We start from the raw sequence: 15,895 nt of genomic DNA on the forward strand, positions 1-15,895 counted from the left end.
GCGACCGACGGCGGTCAGCTCTTGGCGCCCACCGCGAACAGCAGGTAGAGGAACGCGGCGAAGAGGTGGCCGACGGCGATGTAGATGATCAGCCGGATCCACAGGGAGCGGGGGAACTTCTCCTCGTAGTCGCTCATGGCAGCTCTCCAGTCAGGGGGCCCAGGCACAGTGTGGCCGTGGGGCTCTGCAGCAGGGTGTGGACGAACAGCAGCTCCACGCCGTCGTGGTCCTCGGCGGCGAGGCGGTGCGGGGTGAGCGAGTCGAAGTGCGCGCTGTCGCCGGGCGCGAGCAGGTGCGCGCTGTCGCCGAGGCGCAGTCCGAGGCGGCCCTTCAGGACGTAGAGCCATTCCTCGCCGGGGTGGACCCGCACGATGTCGCCCTGGGTGCCGTACGGCACCCGGACGCGCAGTGCCTGCATGCCGCGCCCGGGGGATCCGGCCTGGAAGTACGTCCAGCCGCCCGCCCGGGTCGGTTCCATGTCGGCGGCGCGCACGATGGCGTCCCGGTCGGCGACCGTCTCGCCGAGCAGTTCCGAGACGGTCGTACCGTAGATACGGGCGAGCGCGAGCAGCATCGGCAGCGAGGGCTGGCGCCCACCGGTCTCCAGCCGGGAGAGGTGGGCGGGCGAGAGGCCGGCGGCGCGGGCCGCGGCCTCCAGGGTGAGGCCGGCGCGTCGGCGCAGGGCGCGCAGCTGCGGCGCCACGGCGGGCAGGTCGTCGCCCTGGCCCGCCGGCGGTGCGGCTTCTGAGGCGTTCATGCCTCCATTCAGCCGGAATATTGCCTTATTGGCAAAATTTTTGCCTCAGAGGCAAAGACGCCGAGACGGCAAGGACCGCGCGGCTTCAGCGGTTGGCCACCGCCTGCTTGATCAGTGTCTTGCCGAAGTCCCACATCAGGCCGCCGCCGCTGTGCGCGTCGTCCATCACGGCGGTGAAGGCGTCGACGAACCGGTCCACCTCCCGCTCGCCGATGACCAGCGGCGGGATCAGCTTGATCACCTCCAGGTGGTCGCCGGAGACCTGGGTGAGGATCCGGTGCCGCTGGAGCAGCGGGACGACCACCATCTGCGCGAACAGGCCCCTGCGGGCGGCCTGGAGCATGGTCCAGCGGCTGCGCAGCTTCAGCGAGCTGGGCCTGCCGAACTCGATGCCGATCATCAGGCCCCGGCCGCGGACGTCGGCGAGCAGCTCGTACTTGCCGGTCAGCGCGGCGAGCCGGGACTTCAGCTGCTCGCCGGTCGCGCGGGCGTTCGCGACGATCTGCTCGTTCTCCATGACCGACAGCACGGCGAGGCCGGCCGCCATGGCCTGCGCGTTGGAGCCGAAGCTCGCCGAGTGGACCAGCACCCGGTCCATGGACGAGTAGACCTTCTTGAAGATCCACTCCTTGCCGAGGGTCGCGCCGACCGGGACGTACCCCCCGGACAGGGCCTTGGCCACGCACACCAGGTCCGGCTCGACACCGTCCTCGTGCTGGTAGGCGTAGAAGTCGCCGGTGCGGCCGAGACCGGTCTGCACCTCGTCTGCGATGAGCAGGGCCTTGTGCTTGTGCAGCAGCTCCTGGGCCGCGCGCAGATAGCCGGGCGGGGCCTCGTGCACGCCCTTGCCCTGGATCGGCTCGACGATCAGGGCGGCGACGTCACCCTTCTTCAGCTCCCCGGCCAGAGCGTCCAGATCGCCGAGGGGTACGGCCGTGTCGGGCAGCAGCGGGGCGAAGCCGTCCCGGAAGCCGTCCTCGCCGTTGACCGACAGGGAGCCGGTGGTCAGGCCGTGGAAGGCGTGGTCGCAGTACAGGATCCTGGGTCTGCCGGTGGCGTACCGGGCGAACTTCAGGGCGGTCTCCACCGCCTCGGTGCCGCTGTTGCCGAAGAACACCCGCTCCAGATGCGGACTGTGGGCGAGGAGCTTCTCGGCCAGCAGGCCGGGCAGCGGCTGGCAGTCGAAACGGGTGAGGTCCGCGAGGGAGGCGTCGAGCACGTCGTGCAGCGCCTTGCGGACGACGGGGTGGTGGCGGCCGAGGCCCATCACCCCGAACCCGGCGAGCATGTCGAGGTAGTCGTCGCCGTCCGTGTCCCAGAAGTAGGCGCCCTCGGCCCGCTCGTAGATCTTGTCGAAGCCGATGGTGTGCAGCATGCGCGGCAGCTGGTGGTTGAGGTACCTGGCGTGCAGCTCGTAGCGCTCGGCTCCGCGCTCGGCCAGGAGTGCGCCGAGGTCGAACTCCGTGGTCATTCAGCCTTCTCCTGTTTCTCGGCGTTCTCCAGTTTCTCGGCCTTCTCCGTCTTGTCAGCCCTATCCGCCCTGTCCGCCTTCTTCGGGCCCGGTCCGGCGGCTTCCTTGACGGCCAGGCTCGCGCCGATCCGTCCGGCCACCTCGACCGGCGTCAGCCCGATGTCGGCGAGCACCTCGCCGCGCTTGGCGTGCGCGAGGAACTGCTCGGGGATGCCGAACCGCCGTACGGGAACGTCCACGTCGGCGTCGCCGAGGGCCAGCGCCACGGCGGCGCCGACACCGGCCGCGCGGCTGTTGTCCTCCACGACGGCCACCAGACGGTGCTCGGCGGCGAGCCCGGGCAGCGCCGGGTCGACGGGCTTGACCCAGCGGGGGTCGACCACCGTGCACCCGAGGCCCCGGGCCTCCAGCAGCTCGGCCGCCTGGAGGCACACCGGTGCCATGACACCGACGGCGACCAGGAGCACCTCGGGGTGTCCGGCGCGGTGCAGCACGTCCATGCCGCCGACGTGGCCGACGGCCGGGATCTCGGGGCCGACGGTCTCCTTCGGGAAGCGGACCAGGGTGGGCGCGTCGTCGACGGCGACGGCCTCGCGCAGCTGGGCGCGCAGCTGCTCGGCGTCGCGCGGCGCGGCGATTCTGAGGCCGGGGACCACCTGGAGGACCGACATGTCCCACATGCCGTTGTGGGAGGGCCCGTCGGAGCCGGTGACACCGGCCCGGTCCAGGACGAAGGTGACCCCGCAGCGGTGCAGCGCCACGTCCATCAGCAGCTGGTCGAAGGCACGGTTGAGGAACGTGGCGTACACGGCGACGACCGGGTGCAGGCCCCCGGTGGCCAGGCCCGCCGCCGACACGGCCGCGTGCTGCTCGGCGATGCCCACGTCCCACACCCGGTCCGGGAAGCGCTCGGCGAACTTGCCGAGGCCCACCGGGTGGAGCATGGCCGCCGTGATCGCCACGACGTCCTCCCGCTCCTCGCCGATCCGCACGATCTCGTCCCCGAAGACCGAGGTCCACGACGGGCCGCCGGCCGGCACGAGCGGGGCGCAGGTCAGCGGGTCCATCACGCCGACGGTGTGGAAGTGGTCCTCCTCGTGGGCGAGGGCGGGTTCGTAGCCGCGCCCCTTCTCGGTGAGGCAGTGCACCAGGACGGGCCCGTGGAAGCGTTTGGCCCGGCGCAGCGCGGACTCGACGGCCCCGATGTCGTGGCCGTCGATCGGGCCGAGGTACTTCAGGCCCAGGTCCTCGAACATGCCCTGCGGGGCGAAGGCGTCCTTGAACCCCTTCTTCGCGCCGTGCAGGGACTCGTAGAGGGTGTTGCCGACCACCGGGGTGCGCAGCAGTACGTCCTTGCCCCAGGCCAGGACCTTCTCGTAGCCGTCGGTGGTGCGCAGGGTGGCCAGGTGGTTGGCGAGGCCGCCGATGGTGGGCGCGTAGGAGCGCTCGTTGTCGTTGACGACGATGATCAGCGGCCGGTCCTTGGCGGCCGCGATGTTGTTCAGCGCCTCCCAGGCCATGCCGCCGGTCAGCGCGCCGTCGCCGATGACCGCGACGACGTGCCCCTTCTCGCCCTGCACCTGGTGGGCCTTGGCGAGTCCGTCGGCCCAGCCCAGTGCGGTGGAGGCGTGGCTGTTCTCGATGACGTCGTGTTCTGACTCCTCGCGCGAGGGATAGCCGGACAGGCCGCCTTTGCCGCGCAGCTTGGAGAAGTCCTGACGGCCGGTCAGCAGCTTGTGCACATAGCTCTGGTGTCCGGTGTCCCAGAGGATGCGGTCGACCGGCGACTCGAAGACCCGGTGGAGCGCGACGGTGAGTTCCACCACGCCCAGGTTGGGTCCGAGGTGCCCGCCGGTGCGGGCCACCGCGTGCACCAGGAACTCGCGTATCTCTTCGGACAGTTCACCGAGTTCCGCCTCGGACAGCGCCTTCAGGTCGCGTGGTTGCCGGATGGTCTCCAGAATCGTCACGTCGGGCCCCCTCTAGGTCAGTGCCTGGCTTCGGACTCACTTCGTCTGCTCGGCGAGCTTCAAGGCCTCTTCGATGAGGGTCTCTACGATCTTGGACTCGGGGACGGTCTTGATGACCTCGCCCTTGACGAAGATCTGGCCCTTGCCGTTGCCGGAGGCGACGCCGAGGTCGGCCTCGCGGGCCTCGCCGGGGCCGTTGACGACGCAGCCCATCACCGCGACGCGCAGCGGGACCTCCATGCCCTCCAGGCCGGCCGTGACCTCGTCGGCGAGCTTGTAGACGTCGACCTGGGCGCGGCCGCAGGACGGGCAGGAGACGATCTCCAGCCGGCGCTGCCTGAGGCCCAGCGACTCCAGGATCTGGATGCCGACCTTGACCTCCTCCACGGGCGGGGCGCTCAGCGACACCCGGATCGTGTCACCGATCCCCCTGCTGAGCAGCGCGCCGAAGGCGACGGCCGACTTGATGGTGCCCTGGAAGGCCGGACCGGCCTCGGTGACGCCCAGGTGGAGGGGGTAGTCGCACTGCGCGGCGAGCTGCCGGTAGGCCTCGATCATGACGACCGGGTCGTTGTGCTTGACGGAGATCTTGATGTCCCGGAAGTCGTGCTCCTCGAAGAGGGACGCCTCCCACAGCGCCGACTCCACCAGCGCCTCCGGGGTCGCCTTGCCGTACTTCTGGAGCAGCCGCCGGTCGAGGGAGCCGGCGTTGACGCCGATGCGGATCGGCGTCCCGTGGTCCTTGGCCGCCTTCGCGATCTCCCTGACCTTGTCGTCGAACTGCTTGATGTTGCCGGGGTTCACCCGGACCGCCGCACAGCCCGCCTCGATCGCCGCGAACACGTACTTCGGCTGGAAGTGGATGTCGGCGATGACCGGGATCTGGGACTTGCGGGCGATCGTCGCGAGCGCGTCCGCGTCGTCCTGCGTCGGGCAGGCGACCCGCACGATCTGGCAGCCGGACGCGGTCAGTTCCGCGATCTGCTGGAGCGTGGCCCCGACATCGGACGTACGGGTCGTCGTCATCGACTGCACCGACACCGGGGCCCCGCCCCCGACCGCCACCGGTCCGACCTGGAGCCGCCGCGACTCACGCCGCGGCGCCACCGGCCGGGCCGGTACCTCGGGAACGCCCAAGGGGACGGCGGTCACGACGTCACTCCCGGTTCCCGGAGACCGTCTCGCGCATGGCGCGCAGGGACTCCTTGAGAGAACCCATGGTGGCCAGCACGGCGGTGGGCTCGTAACCGCAGTGCGCCATGCAGTTGGCGCAGCGCGGGTCCTTGCCGCGGCCGTACTTGTCCCAGTCGGTGTCCTCGATGAGTTCCCGGTACGTCGGCACGTACCCGTCGCTCATCAGATAGCAGGGCCGCTGCCAGCCGAAGAGCGAGTAGTTCGGGATCGCCCAGGCGGTGCACGGGAAGTCGACCTTGCCCTCGAGGAAGTCGAGGAACAGCGGGGAGTGGTTGAGCCGCCAGCGGCGCCGGTTGCCGCCCGCGAAGGCCTTCTTGAACAGCTCGCGGGTCTGCTCCACGCCGAGGAAGTGCTCCTGGTCGGGCGCCTTCTCGTAGGCGTAGGCGGGCGAGATCATCATCTCGTCGACCTTGAGGTCGTCGTTGAGGAAGTTGAGCACCTCGATGATCGTCTGCGGGGTGTCCGTGTTGAAGAAGGTCGAGTTGGTGGTCACCCGGAAGCCGCGCCGCTTGGCCTCCTTGATGGCCTCCACCGCCTCGTCGAACACGCCCTCCTTCGCGACCGACTCGTCGTGCCGCTCCCGCAGCCCGTCGATGTGCACCGCGAACGCGAAGTAGGGAGAGGGCTTGAAGTTGTCCATCTTCTTGCGCAGCAGCAAGGCGTTGGTGCACAGGAAGACGTACTTCCGCTTCGCCACCAGCTGACGCACGATCTCGTCGATCTGAGGGTGCATCAAAGGTTCGCCACCGGCGATGGAGACCATGGGCGCGCCGGATTCGAGCACCGCCCCCACGGCCTGCGCCACCGGCATGCGCTGCTTGAGCACCCCGGCCGGGTGCTGGATCTTTCCGCAGCCCTCGCATTTGAGGTTGCAGGCGAAGAGGGGCTCCAGCTCCACGATGAGCGGGAACTTGTCCCGCTTACGGAGTTTCTGTTCGGCCAGGTATGTAGCGACCTTGATGGACTGACGCAGCGGCATGGCCATCTGGCTCACCTCCGGGGGAGCAGCAAAGAACGGTGCCATTCGTGGAAAGCGGGAAGGACGGAACGAAGAACACGGAAAGCCGATATTCCACCGCGCACCGTGCCGATCCGGACGAGTTCATGTTCTGGAGCGTCCACGACCACCCGGACGGCCGCAACCGGGCGCTCGCCCGCGCGGACGGCGCTCAGGAGTGTGGCCGCCGACTCCATGTCGACCGCGATCGCGCCGGTCGAGAGCAGATCGGCCCGCTCCTGACCACGGACGACGTGGTCGGAGCCGGTGAGCGGGCCGGTGTGGACGGTGCGCCCGGGCAGGATGCGCGCGAGTTCCTCGACGAGCAGGTCGGTGCCGACGCAACCGACGCTCCCGCGCGGGTCCCGGGTCTCCTCGGCGACGACCAGGTCGCCGGGGTGCATGCCGGGAGCCAGCCCGGCGCAGAAGCCGGAGGCCAGGACCGCGGCCCCGGCGGACCCCGGGTCGGCCAGCAGCCGGGTGACGGACCGTTCCGCCGCCTTGGGCCCCATGCCCGTACGCAGGACGGTCACCGGCCCGCCCGCACTGTGCTTGTTCGGTTCACGGGCCCGCCTGCGCAGGGCGAGGCGTTCGATGCCGAGCGCGCAGGCGATCAGCAGCGGACGCGGGGCAGGGTGCGCGCTCATCAGCTCCCCTCGGCCTCGGCGAGGGGCTTGTCGGCGGACTGCGCGACGAGCTCCGGGACGGGCCGCTCGGCCGGCTGCCGAGGGGGCTTCTCGGTGAACGGCTCGCCGTTCAGGTAGCGGCCGAGCGCGGTGAGCGGGAAGACCTGCCGGTAGAGGTGGTAGTTGATGGAGAAGTCCCAGGGGAAGCCGGTGCCGGTGAAGTACGGCTCGTCCCAGGAGCCGTCCTCCCGCTGGGTGTCCGCGAGCCACTGGACGCCGCGTTCCACGGCCTTGGAGTCCCCTTCCCCCGCCGCGAGCAGTGCCATCAGCGCCCACGCCGTCTGGGAGGCGGTGGAGGCGCCCCGGCCGCTCCATTGCCTGACGTACTTGTAGGAGCGCAGGTCCTCGCCCCAGCCGCCGTCGTCGTTCTGCACCGACTCCAGCCAGGACACCGCCCGGCGGATCGCGGGGTGCGAACCGGGGAGGCCGGCCGCGGTGAGGGCGGGCACCACCGACCCCGTGCCGTAGACGTAGTTGACGCCCCAGCGCCCGAACCACGAGCCGTCCGGCTCCTGTTCGGCGAGCAGCCACTGGATGCCGCGCCGGGTGCGCGGGTCGTGGGCGAGGCCCTCGACCGCGAGCATCTCGACGACGTGCGCGGTGACGTCCGCGGACGGCGGGTCGATGACCTCGCCGAAGTCGCAGAAGGGCAGCCGGTTGGGGAACGGGCTGGTGTTGTCGGCGTCGAAGGCGCCCCACGCGCCGTTCTTCGACTGCATGCCGAGGTTCCAGCGCACACCGCGCCCGATCGCGTTGTCCACCCGCTCCGGGTCGTGGTGCCTCACCCGGCGCAGGGCGAGGGCGACCTCGGCGGTGTCGTCGATGTCGGGGTAGTTGTCGTTGTGGAACTCGAACGCCCAGCCGCCCGGCGGAAGTCCGGGCCGCCGGACCGACCAGTCTCCGGGCCGCACGACCTGCTCGCCCAGCATCCAGTCGGCGGCCTTGACGAGCGCCGGGTGGTCGGCGGGCAGGCCCGCGTCGGCGAGGGCGATGGTGGCCAGGCAGGTGTCCCACACCGGCGACTGGCAGGCCTCGATCATCCGGGCCCCGTCCTCGCGCCACACGGCGAAACGGTCCAGCGACTCCAGGCCCGCGCGCATCACGGGGTGCTGGAGGTCGTAGCCCAGCAGGTACAGCGCGATGACCGAGTACACGGCGGGCGGCTGGATGCCGCCCCAGCAGCCGTCGTTCTCCTGCCGTTCGATGATCCAGCGGGCGGCGGAGTTCATGGCGGCCCGGCGCAGCCGGCGCGGGGCGACCTTGCGCAGCCGGTGCAGCGCCTTGTCCAGACGCTGGAACGCGCCGTCCCAGCTCGCCGCCGGAGCGAGCGGCTTGGCCGGGTTGGGGTGCGCCGGGTCGGTGTGCAGCTCGTCGAGCGGGAAGGGCGCCGGACGCACCGGGCGCTTGGCGGAGACGACGGTCAGCGGCACGATCGTCTGCCGGGCCCAGCAGCCGAAGTCGTAGATGTTGAGCGGGAACCACTTCGGGAAGTAGATGAGCTCCGGCGGCAGTTCGGGCAGGTCCTCCCACTTCCACCAGCCGAACAGGGCCAGCCAGATCCGGGTGAAGACCCGGGCGGCGGCGATGCCGCCCCGCTCGCGGATCCACGCCGAGGCCCTGCGCATGTGGGGGGCGTCCGGCTCGTCGCCGGCCAGGCGGAGCGCGACGTAGGCCTCGATGGTGGCGGAGAGTTCGCCGGGGCCGCCGTAGAAGGTGGCCCAGGTGCCGTCCTCGCGCTGCTCGCCCCGGATGAAGAGCGCGGCGGCGGTGGTGGTCGCCTCGTCCCGGATGCCCAGGAACTGACGCAGCAGCAGGTCCTCGGCGTCCATCGTCACATTGGTCTCGAGGTCGCCCTTCCACCAGCCCTCGGTGTCCTGCCGGGAGAGCAGGAAGTCGGTGGCGCGCCGGGCGGCGCGTGCGGCGGCGTCGTGCACCCCGGCCGCCACGGGAGTGGTGATGTCGGTTTCGCTGGCCGCGGCAGCGCGGGGCGGCAGTGTGGCCCCGGTGCTTCCGTCGGTCGTCGCTGTCATGGCTTCCCCTTCGTGCAGTCGTGCTAGTCGTGCTGCTGTGGGTCCGCCGTCGGCCGGTGCGCGGGTGCGGTACGCAATGCCACGCCGCACCGGCCGGCGACTACGCGAGGGCTGTTCGACCGATAATGATCATCTCTTTCGTACGACGACGAAGTCGGCGAGCGCCGTGAACGCGGCCCGGACGCGGTCCGGCATGCCGACGGCGTCGAGGGCCTCGATGGCGATGGTGTGCTGACGGCGCGCCTCCTCGGCCGTCCAGTCGCGGCCCCCGGCCTTCTCGATGAGGGCGGCGCGGGCCGCGAACTCCTCCTCGGAGAAGTTCTCGAAGTCGCTGCTCTTGGCGTCGGCGGCGAGGATCTCGCCGAGCCGCTCGGAGGCTTCTCCGCCCGCCGCGAGCGCGGCCACGACCGGCAGGGACTTCTTGCGCTGGCGCAGGTCGCTCCAGGTCTGCTTGCCGGTGGCCTCCGGATCGCCCCAGATGCCGAGGATGTCGTCGACGGCCTGGAAGGCGAGGCCGAGGTGGTAGCCGTACTTCTCCAGGGTGTCGGCGGTGCGCTCGTCGGCGCCGCCGAGCACCGCGCCGATGGAGGAGGCGCAGGCCAGCAGGGCGCCGGTCTTGTTGCCCTCCATCTCCAGGCACTCCTCGACGCTGACGCGGTCGCGGTGCTCGTAGGAGATGTCCTGCGCCTGACCGTCGATCAGGGCCCGGGTGGCGGTGGTCAGCCGGCGCGTGGCACGGCCCGCCTCGACCGTGCCGAGCTCCAGGAGGACCTCGTTGGCCAGCGCGAACAGGGCGTCGCCGACGAGGATGGCCTGGGCGGGGCCGTGCACCTTCCACACGGTGTCGCGGTGCCGGCGCTGTTCGTCGCCGTCCATCAGGTCGTCGTGCAGCAGCGAGAAGTTGTGGACCAGTTCGACGGCGACCGCGCCGGGGATGCCGGTCTCGGGCGCGGCGCCGGTGACCTCGGCGGAGAGTACGGCGAGGGCGGGACGCACGGCCTTGCCGCCGTCGCCGTCGGCCGGGTTGCCCGCCGCGTCGATCCACCCGAAGTGGTAGGCGGCGACGGTGTCCATGGGGGGCGCGAGCCGGTCGACGGCCGCCCGCAGCACCGGTGTGGCCAGCGTCCGGCCGCGCTCCAGGAGCGCGGCCACGTCCACCGCGGTCTCTCGAGCGGCCTTGTCGGCCGGGGGCACAGTGGGCACAGTTACTCCTCTTGTTACGGTGCCGGAGGTGCGGTGGCCTGCCGCGTGCCGGTCGGGCGTCACGCCGCCTCCTCGAGCTCGAAGAGGTGGCGGGGACGGGGCCGGCCCAGGGCGCTCAGCGCGGCGTCGGCCGCGCTCACCCCACTGCGGACCGCACTCTCCATGGTCGCGGGCCACCCCGTGGCGGTCCACGCTCCGGCCAGGTAGAGACCGGGGGCCTTGGTGCGGGCGCCGGGCCTGAGGCGCCCGACGCCGGGGACGGGAGCGAAGGTCGCCGTGCGCTCCCTGGTGACGAAGAAGTCCCTCACCTCGGCGCCGCGCGCGCGGGGCAGCAGCCGCTGGAGTTCGGGCAGATAGCGCTCGCGCAGCGCGGCGACCGGTGCGTCGATCTCGTCCTGCGCGGCCGACTGGGACAGGGCGAGGTACTGGCCCTCGCCGAGGCCGGACGCCTCCGTGCGGTCGAAGACCCACTGCACGGGTGTGCCCAGGGCGGCGAAGAAGGGCCTGGCGAGCACCTTGCGGTCGTAGACGACGTGGACGTTGAGGATCGGGGCGGTGCCGATCCCGAGCAGCCGCTCGGGGGCGTCGAGGGCACCGGGCGGCAGCAGGTCGTGCGCCTCGCGCTGCGGTACGGCGAGCACCACCGCGTCCGTCTGGAGCGTCTCGCCGGGAACCTGAACGTTCCAGCTCCCGTTTTCGTTGGTAGAGACGGAGGTGACGCGTGAACGGACCTCGGTACGCACGCCCGCGGAGTCGAGCGCCTTGCGGGCGAGACGGTCGTGCAGTTCGCCCAGCGGCACTCGGGCCCAGCCGATGTCGGCCGCACCCGGGTCGGACAGCAGACCGGTCTTGAACACCATCGCGGCGAGCCCCAGCGAGGCGTCGCCCGCGACCGCGTTGAGAGTGGCGACCCCGACCAGGTCCCACAGGGCCTCGACGGCACGCGCCGACTGGCCGTGAGCGGCCAGCCAGCTGCCGAAGTCAGTTGCGTCCAGGGTCGGATCGGCGAGGTCGAGCCCCTTGAGCGCGAGCGCGGCACGCCCGACCGCGGCCCGCTCGGCGAGCGAGAGGTGCGGATACGTGGCGAGGCTCCGGCCCAGGTGCAGGGGTACGGGCAGCGCGTCGCGCCGCAGCCTGCCGAGCCGCCGGCCCTCGGGCCGTGCGACGTCGAGAACGGGCACGTCGAGACGATCCTGCAACGGTGCCAGCGCCGCCCCCTCGATACGGTCGAGGAACCAGCGGTAGGCGGTGCAACAACGCAGGTACACGTGCTGTCCGTTGTCGACGGTCAGCTCGCCGCGCCGGAAGGAGAAGGCGAGTCCGCCCAGTCTCGGCCTGCCTTCGAGCAGGGTCACATGGACGCCCGCGTCGGCGAGCGCGAGCGCCGCGGTGACACCGGCCAGCCCGCCGCCGACCACCACGGCGGTGCGCCCGGCCCTGCCCGGGGCGGCATGGTGGTCAGCCGGCGGTCGGTCGGACCGCGTGCCGTCGGTCATCGTGCGCCCTCCTGTGCAGGCCCGCCGTGCTGACGGAACGATGCACCGCGGACCGTCGCAGTCAGGGACGCCGCGCCGCGGCGGAGGGTTGCGTGCCGCATGCCGGGGGTGGAGTCCCCCGCACCCAGGGGGTCCATCAGGCGCGCCTCCTGACGGTCCGCCGGGAGCTGTGGCGGGTCACGTGCCGGGTGTCGAGCCCGGACAGGCCGCGCACGGCGACGTACGCCTTCTCGCGTCCGGGCAGCGAGACCCGGCCGCGCAGCACGGCCTCCGGCTCGCGCTCGATGCGGTCGAGCAGCCGGCGGTAGATGCCGGCCATGGCGGCGACACAGGCGCCGCTGCGCCGGTCGAGCATGGGCAGCAGCCGGTAGCCCTCGGCGAAAAGGGCCCGGGCCCGCCGCACTTCGAAGTGCACGAGGCCCGGGAAGTCGGAGCCCTCCGGCGGCGTCGGCCCGTCCAGGCCCGCGGAGCAGCCGAATTTGGCGAGGTCGTCGGCGGGCAGGTAGGTGCGGCCGCCCTCGGCGTCCTCGCGGATGTCCCGGAGGATGTTGGTGAGCTGAAGGGCGAGCCCGAGCGTGTCGGCGTACTCGGGTGCGCGTTCGGCGCCGCGCGCCCCCGGTTCCGTACCGAACACGCCCAGCGAGAGGCGGCCGATGGCGCCGGCCACGCAACGGCAGTACACCTTGAGGTCGTCCCAGGTCTCGTAGGTCTCGCCGCGCACGTCCATCTGGACGCCGTCGATGAGTTCGTCGAGCCCGCCGAGCGGGATCGGGAAGGCCTCGGCGGCGTGGGCGAGGGCGACCGCGACCGGGTCGGTGTGGTCCTCGGCGACCGTGCCCTCGCGGATCCGGGTGAGCAGCGCCCGGGTGTCCTGGAGGCGTTCGGTCTTGACGTCGTCCGCCAGCGCGCCGTCGCCGATGTCGTCGACGCGCCGGGAGAACGCGTACAGCGCCGACATCGCGCGGCGCTTGGGCGTGGGCAGCAGCCTGATGCCGTACGCGAAGTTCCGGGCCTGCTGCCCGGTGACGGCCTCGCAGTAGCGGTAGGCGGCGAGTACCGGTGCGGACACGTGCGGCACAGACTCCACGGTCCGGATCACCCCTCTCCTCGCAGAATCGAGCCCACCTCACGCAGCAGCTGAGCTTTGCCGGGCTTGGGCGGGCCGGGAAGTACGTCGTATTCGGCGGCGGCGATCGCGTGGATCGCCGCCCTTCCCCCCGCCACGAACCCCGCGAGCAGCAGCCTCAGCCTGCCGTGGACGCTACCCACCAGAGGGGCGCCTTCATTCAGGAGATCGCGGGCGCGTTCCGCTTCGTACGCAACCAGTGCGCGCACCGGTGCGCCCGCGGTCGTCATGGCGAGATCCGCCTGCTGGACGTGAAAGCGTTTCAGGTCCTCGGCGGGCAGATAGATCCGGTCGCGGCCGAGGTCCTCGGCGACGTCCTGGAGGTGTTCCACGATCTGGAGAGCGGTGCAGATCCGGTCGGACAGCCGGATCCGCTCGGGGGTGGCGGTGCCGGTGACGGCCAGCACGAGACGGCCGACGGGGTTGGCGGACAGTTCGCAGTAGGCGAGCAGGTCGTCGTAGGTCTCGTAGCGGGTGACGAGCTGGTCCTGGCGGTTGGCGGCGATCAGGCCGAGGAACGGCTCGGGGGTGAGGGAGCGGCGGCGCACGGTCGGCTGGAGGCGGCGCAGCAGGGGGTGGTACGGGGTGGCGTCGAAGACCCGGCGCAGGTCGGTCTCGAAGGCGTCGAGGAGGACGAGGCGGTCCTCGGCCTCGGTGGCCGACACGCCGAGCAGCCGGGCGTCGGCGCCGCCGGGGGCGAGGTCGCCGTCGCCGATGTCGTCGACCAGGCGGGCGAAGCCGTAGACGGCCATGAGGTCGTCGCGCCAGGCGCGGGGCAGGAAGAACGGCGCCACGGGGAAGTTCTCGCCCGCGGCCTTGTCGAGTGTGGCGCGCTCCGTCTCGCGCGCCGTGTCGGTTCCCGTCACCGTGCTCCGCCCGTGGCGGGGACGGCACGTGCTGCGTTGAGCTGGGGAGTTTCCGTAGCCATTGCCGTCACATCTCCCGTTCTACACCGCCGACCCAATACTCACTATTTCGGACACGCCGCCCGGCCCTCCGTGGGGCGGCCCTGGCGGAGGGTGTCGCGTATTATCGCCCCACTTGCCGCTTTCCGGGACCGGTACAGCTTACGTTGTACAACGCAGCGAGGACCCTCGGGGTGTCCTGCGCATCACAACAACACACCGATTGGCGTCAAGATTCCTAACGCCAGCAGGAGTTGACGTTTCCTTTGCAGACGCGGGGCCCCACCGGAAAGGTTCCGGCGGGGCCCTGGCCGAATGTGGTCACTTGCCCGTGAACTTCTCGTACTCCTTGAGGACCTCTTCGGTGGGGCCGTCCATGCGCAACTCGCCGCGCTCCAGCCACAGGACGCGGTTGCAGGTGTCGCGGATGGACTTGTTGTTGTGACTCACCAGGAACACGGTTCCGGCTTCCTTGCGCAGTTCCCGGATGCGTTCCTCGGAGCGCTTCTGGAACTTGCGGTCACCGGTGGCCAGGGCCTCGTCGATCATGAGGACGTCGTGGTCCTTGGCGGCGGCGATGGAGAAGCGCAGGCGGGCGGCCATGCCGGAGGAGTAGGTGCGCATCGGCAGGGTGATGAAGTCGCCCTTCTCGTTGATGCCGGAGAAGTCGACGATCTCCTGGTAGCGCTCCTTGATCTCCTCCCGCGACATGCCCATGGCGAGACCGCCCAGGATGATGTTCCGCTCGCCGGTGAGGTCGTTCATCAGGGCGGCATTGACGCCGAGCAGGGAGGGCTGGCCGTCGGTGTAGACCTTGCCCTTCTCGGCCGGCAGCAGGCCGGCGATGGCCCGCAGCAGGGTGGACTTGCCGGAGCCGTTGGAGCCGATCAGTCCGATGGCCTCGCCCCGGTAGGCGACGAAGGAGACCCCGCGCACGGCGTGCACCTTGCGCACACCCCGCGCCGCGTCGTCGGAGCCTCGCTTGAGGATGCGGCTCAGGGCCGCGGTTGCGCTGCCCTTTCCGGTCTTGGCGCCGTTGACGCGGTAGACGATGTGCAGGTCGTCCGCGATGACGGTGGGCAGGAGCTCCTCGGTGTGCTGGTCAGCCACGGCCGTACCTCTCCTCCGCCTTCCAGAAGTACACGAAGCCGCCGGCGAAGACGACCACGGCCCAGAACAGGGCGATGGCCCACACGTGCGGCGGCAGGTTCGAGGCGCCGTAGCCGTCGATCAGGGCGAAGCGCATGAGGTCCATGTAGACGGCGGCCGGGTTCACCTGGAGCACCCGGGCGATCCACTCGGGACGCCCCTCGAGCATCTTGTTGATCGAGAACATGACGCCGGATGCGTACATCCACGTGCGCAGGACGAACGGCATCAGCTGGGCCAGGTCGGGCGTCTTGGCACCCATGCGGGCCACGATCAGCGCGAGCCCGGTGTTGAACAGGAACTGGAGCGCCAGTACCGGCACGATCAGCAGCCAGGACAGGCCCGGGTAGCTGCCGAAGCCGATCGCCACGACGAACAGCACGAGCATCGAGAACAGCAGCTGCTGGAGCTGCTGCAACGCGAAGGAGACGGGCAGCGAGGCACGCGGGAAGTGCAGGGCGCGCACCAGTCCCAGGTTGCCGGAGATCGCCCGTACACCGGACATGAGCGAGCTCTGGGTGAAGGTGAAGACGAAGACGCCGGTGACCAGGAACGGGATGTACACGTCCTGGGACATGCCCCGGCTGGCGTGCAGGATCAGGCCGAAGATGAAGTAGTACACGGCCGCGTTGAGCAGCGGCGTGGCCACCTGCCAGAGCTGGCCGAGCTTGGCCTGGCTGTACTGGGCGGTCAGCTTCGCCTGGGAGAAGGCGAGGATGAAGTGCCGCCGCCCCCACAGCTGACGGACGTACTCGACGAGCGAGGGCCGGGCGCCGCTGACGGTCAACCCGTACGTGGCGGCGAGCCGTGCCGCCGTCAGTCCCTCGTCGGGCGACGGGGCCGCGCTCACCGCGATGCCGCCGTCGTGCGTTGTCTCACTCACGGGTTGGAAACTTTCGTCTTCGAGTGCT

Annotated in this window: 15 protein-coding genes; all 15 read right to left on the reverse strand. The window is 70.9% G+C overall.

All coding sequences use genetic code 11. The annotated features are described in order from the left end of the window. Positions 1-14: 14 nt before the first annotated feature. Positions 15-137, reverse strand: coding sequence for a DUF6126 family protein (locus tag ACWGJM_RS15255; protein WP_453412135.1), 123 nt, complete (start codon positions 135-137; stop codon positions 15-17). Next, the gene (locus tag ACWGJM_RS15260) at positions 134-757 is read right to left on the reverse strand and encodes a helix-turn-helix domain-containing protein (protein ID WP_453412136.1); all 624 of its coding nucleotides are present in this window, start codon (positions 755-757) and stop codon (positions 134-136) included. Before ACWGJM_RS15260 ends, ACWGJM_RS15255 begins: the two co-directional genes overlap by 4 nt. A gap of 85 nt (positions 758-842) precedes the next feature. Beyond that, on the reverse strand, positions 843-2,228 hold the full coding sequence (locus tag ACWGJM_RS15265; RefSeq protein WP_453412137.1) for an aspartate aminotransferase family protein: 1,386 nt from the start codon (positions 2,226-2,228) through the stop codon (positions 843-845). Next, positions 2,225-4,198: a 1-deoxy-D-xylulose-5-phosphate synthase gene (gene dxs / locus ACWGJM_RS15270; RefSeq protein WP_453412138.1), complete on the reverse strand. Its 1,974-nt coding sequence runs from the start codon at positions 4,196-4,198 to the stop codon at positions 2,225-2,227. Before dxs ends, ACWGJM_RS15265 begins: the two co-directional genes overlap by 4 nt. Before the next feature lie 36 nt (positions 4,199-4,234). Beyond that, the gene (gene ispG, locus ACWGJM_RS15275; protein WP_453412139.1) at positions 4,235-5,350 is read right to left on the reverse strand and encodes a flavodoxin-dependent (E)-4-hydroxy-3-methylbut-2-enyl-diphosphate synthase; all 1,116 of its coding nucleotides are present in this window, start codon (positions 5,348-5,350) and stop codon (positions 4,235-4,237) included. 4 nt (positions 5,351-5,354) lie between these two features. Next, entirely contained in the window at positions 5,355-6,377 is a 1,023-nt protein-coding gene (hpnH, locus tag ACWGJM_RS15280; protein WP_453412140.1) for an adenosyl-hopene transferase HpnH, read from the reverse strand. Between the two features lie 5 nt (positions 6,378-6,382). Then, positions 6,383-7,036 (reverse strand): phosphorylase family protein, encoded by a 654-nt coding sequence (locus ACWGJM_RS15285; protein WP_453412141.1) that lies wholly within the window; start codon positions 7,034-7,036, stop codon positions 6,383-6,385. Next, positions 7,036-9,105 carry a squalene--hopene cyclase gene (gene shc, locus ACWGJM_RS15290; RefSeq protein WP_453412142.1) on the reverse strand — a complete coding sequence of 690 codons (2,070 nt, stop codon included), beginning with the start codon at positions 9,103-9,105 and terminating at the stop codon, positions 7,036-7,038. Before shc ends, ACWGJM_RS15285 begins: the two co-directional genes overlap by 1 nt. 129 nt (positions 9,106-9,234) lie before the next feature. Then, positions 9,235-10,299, reverse strand: coding sequence for a polyprenyl synthetase family protein (locus tag ACWGJM_RS15295; RefSeq protein ID WP_453412249.1), 1,065 nt, complete (start codon positions 10,297-10,299; stop codon positions 9,235-9,237). Positions 10,300-10,367: 68 nt separating this feature from the next. Beyond that, the gene (hpnE, locus tag ACWGJM_RS15300; protein WP_453412250.1) at positions 10,368-11,846 is read right to left on the reverse strand and encodes a hydroxysqualene dehydroxylase HpnE; all 1,479 of its coding nucleotides are present in this window, start codon (positions 11,844-11,846) and stop codon (positions 10,368-10,370) included. Continuing rightward, complete coding sequence (locus tag ACWGJM_RS15305; protein WP_453412143.1) at positions 11,801-11,941, reverse strand: DUF6380 family protein; 141 nt, start codon at positions 11,939-11,941, stop codon at positions 11,801-11,803. Before ACWGJM_RS15305 ends, hpnE begins: the two co-directional genes overlap by 46 nt. After that, a complete protein-coding gene (gene hpnD / locus ACWGJM_RS15310) occupies positions 11,941-12,903 on the reverse strand; it encodes a presqualene diphosphate synthase HpnD (protein WP_453412144.1) in 963 nt (320 codons plus the stop codon). The genes ACWGJM_RS15305 and hpnD overlap by 1 nt, the downstream gene beginning before the upstream one ends. Beyond that, positions 12,900-13,796, reverse strand: a complete 897-nt coding sequence (gene hpnC / locus ACWGJM_RS15315; RefSeq protein WP_453412145.1) for a squalene synthase HpnC — start codon at positions 13,794-13,796, stop codon at positions 12,900-12,902. Before hpnC ends, hpnD begins: the two co-directional genes overlap by 4 nt. 360 nt (positions 13,797-14,156) lie before the next feature. After that, the gene (locus ACWGJM_RS15320; RefSeq protein ID WP_453412146.1) at positions 14,157-14,945 is read right to left on the reverse strand and encodes an ABC transporter ATP-binding protein; all 789 of its coding nucleotides are present in this window, start codon (positions 14,943-14,945) and stop codon (positions 14,157-14,159) included. After that, positions 14,938-15,867, reverse strand: coding sequence for an ABC transporter permease (locus ACWGJM_RS15325; RefSeq protein ID WP_453412147.1), 930 nt, complete (start codon positions 15,865-15,867; stop codon positions 14,938-14,940). Before ACWGJM_RS15325 ends, ACWGJM_RS15320 begins: the two co-directional genes overlap by 8 nt. Between the last annotated feature and the right edge of the window lie 28 nt (positions 15,868-15,895).

It is taken from the genome of Streptomyces sp. NPDC054834 (assembly GCF_053611185.1).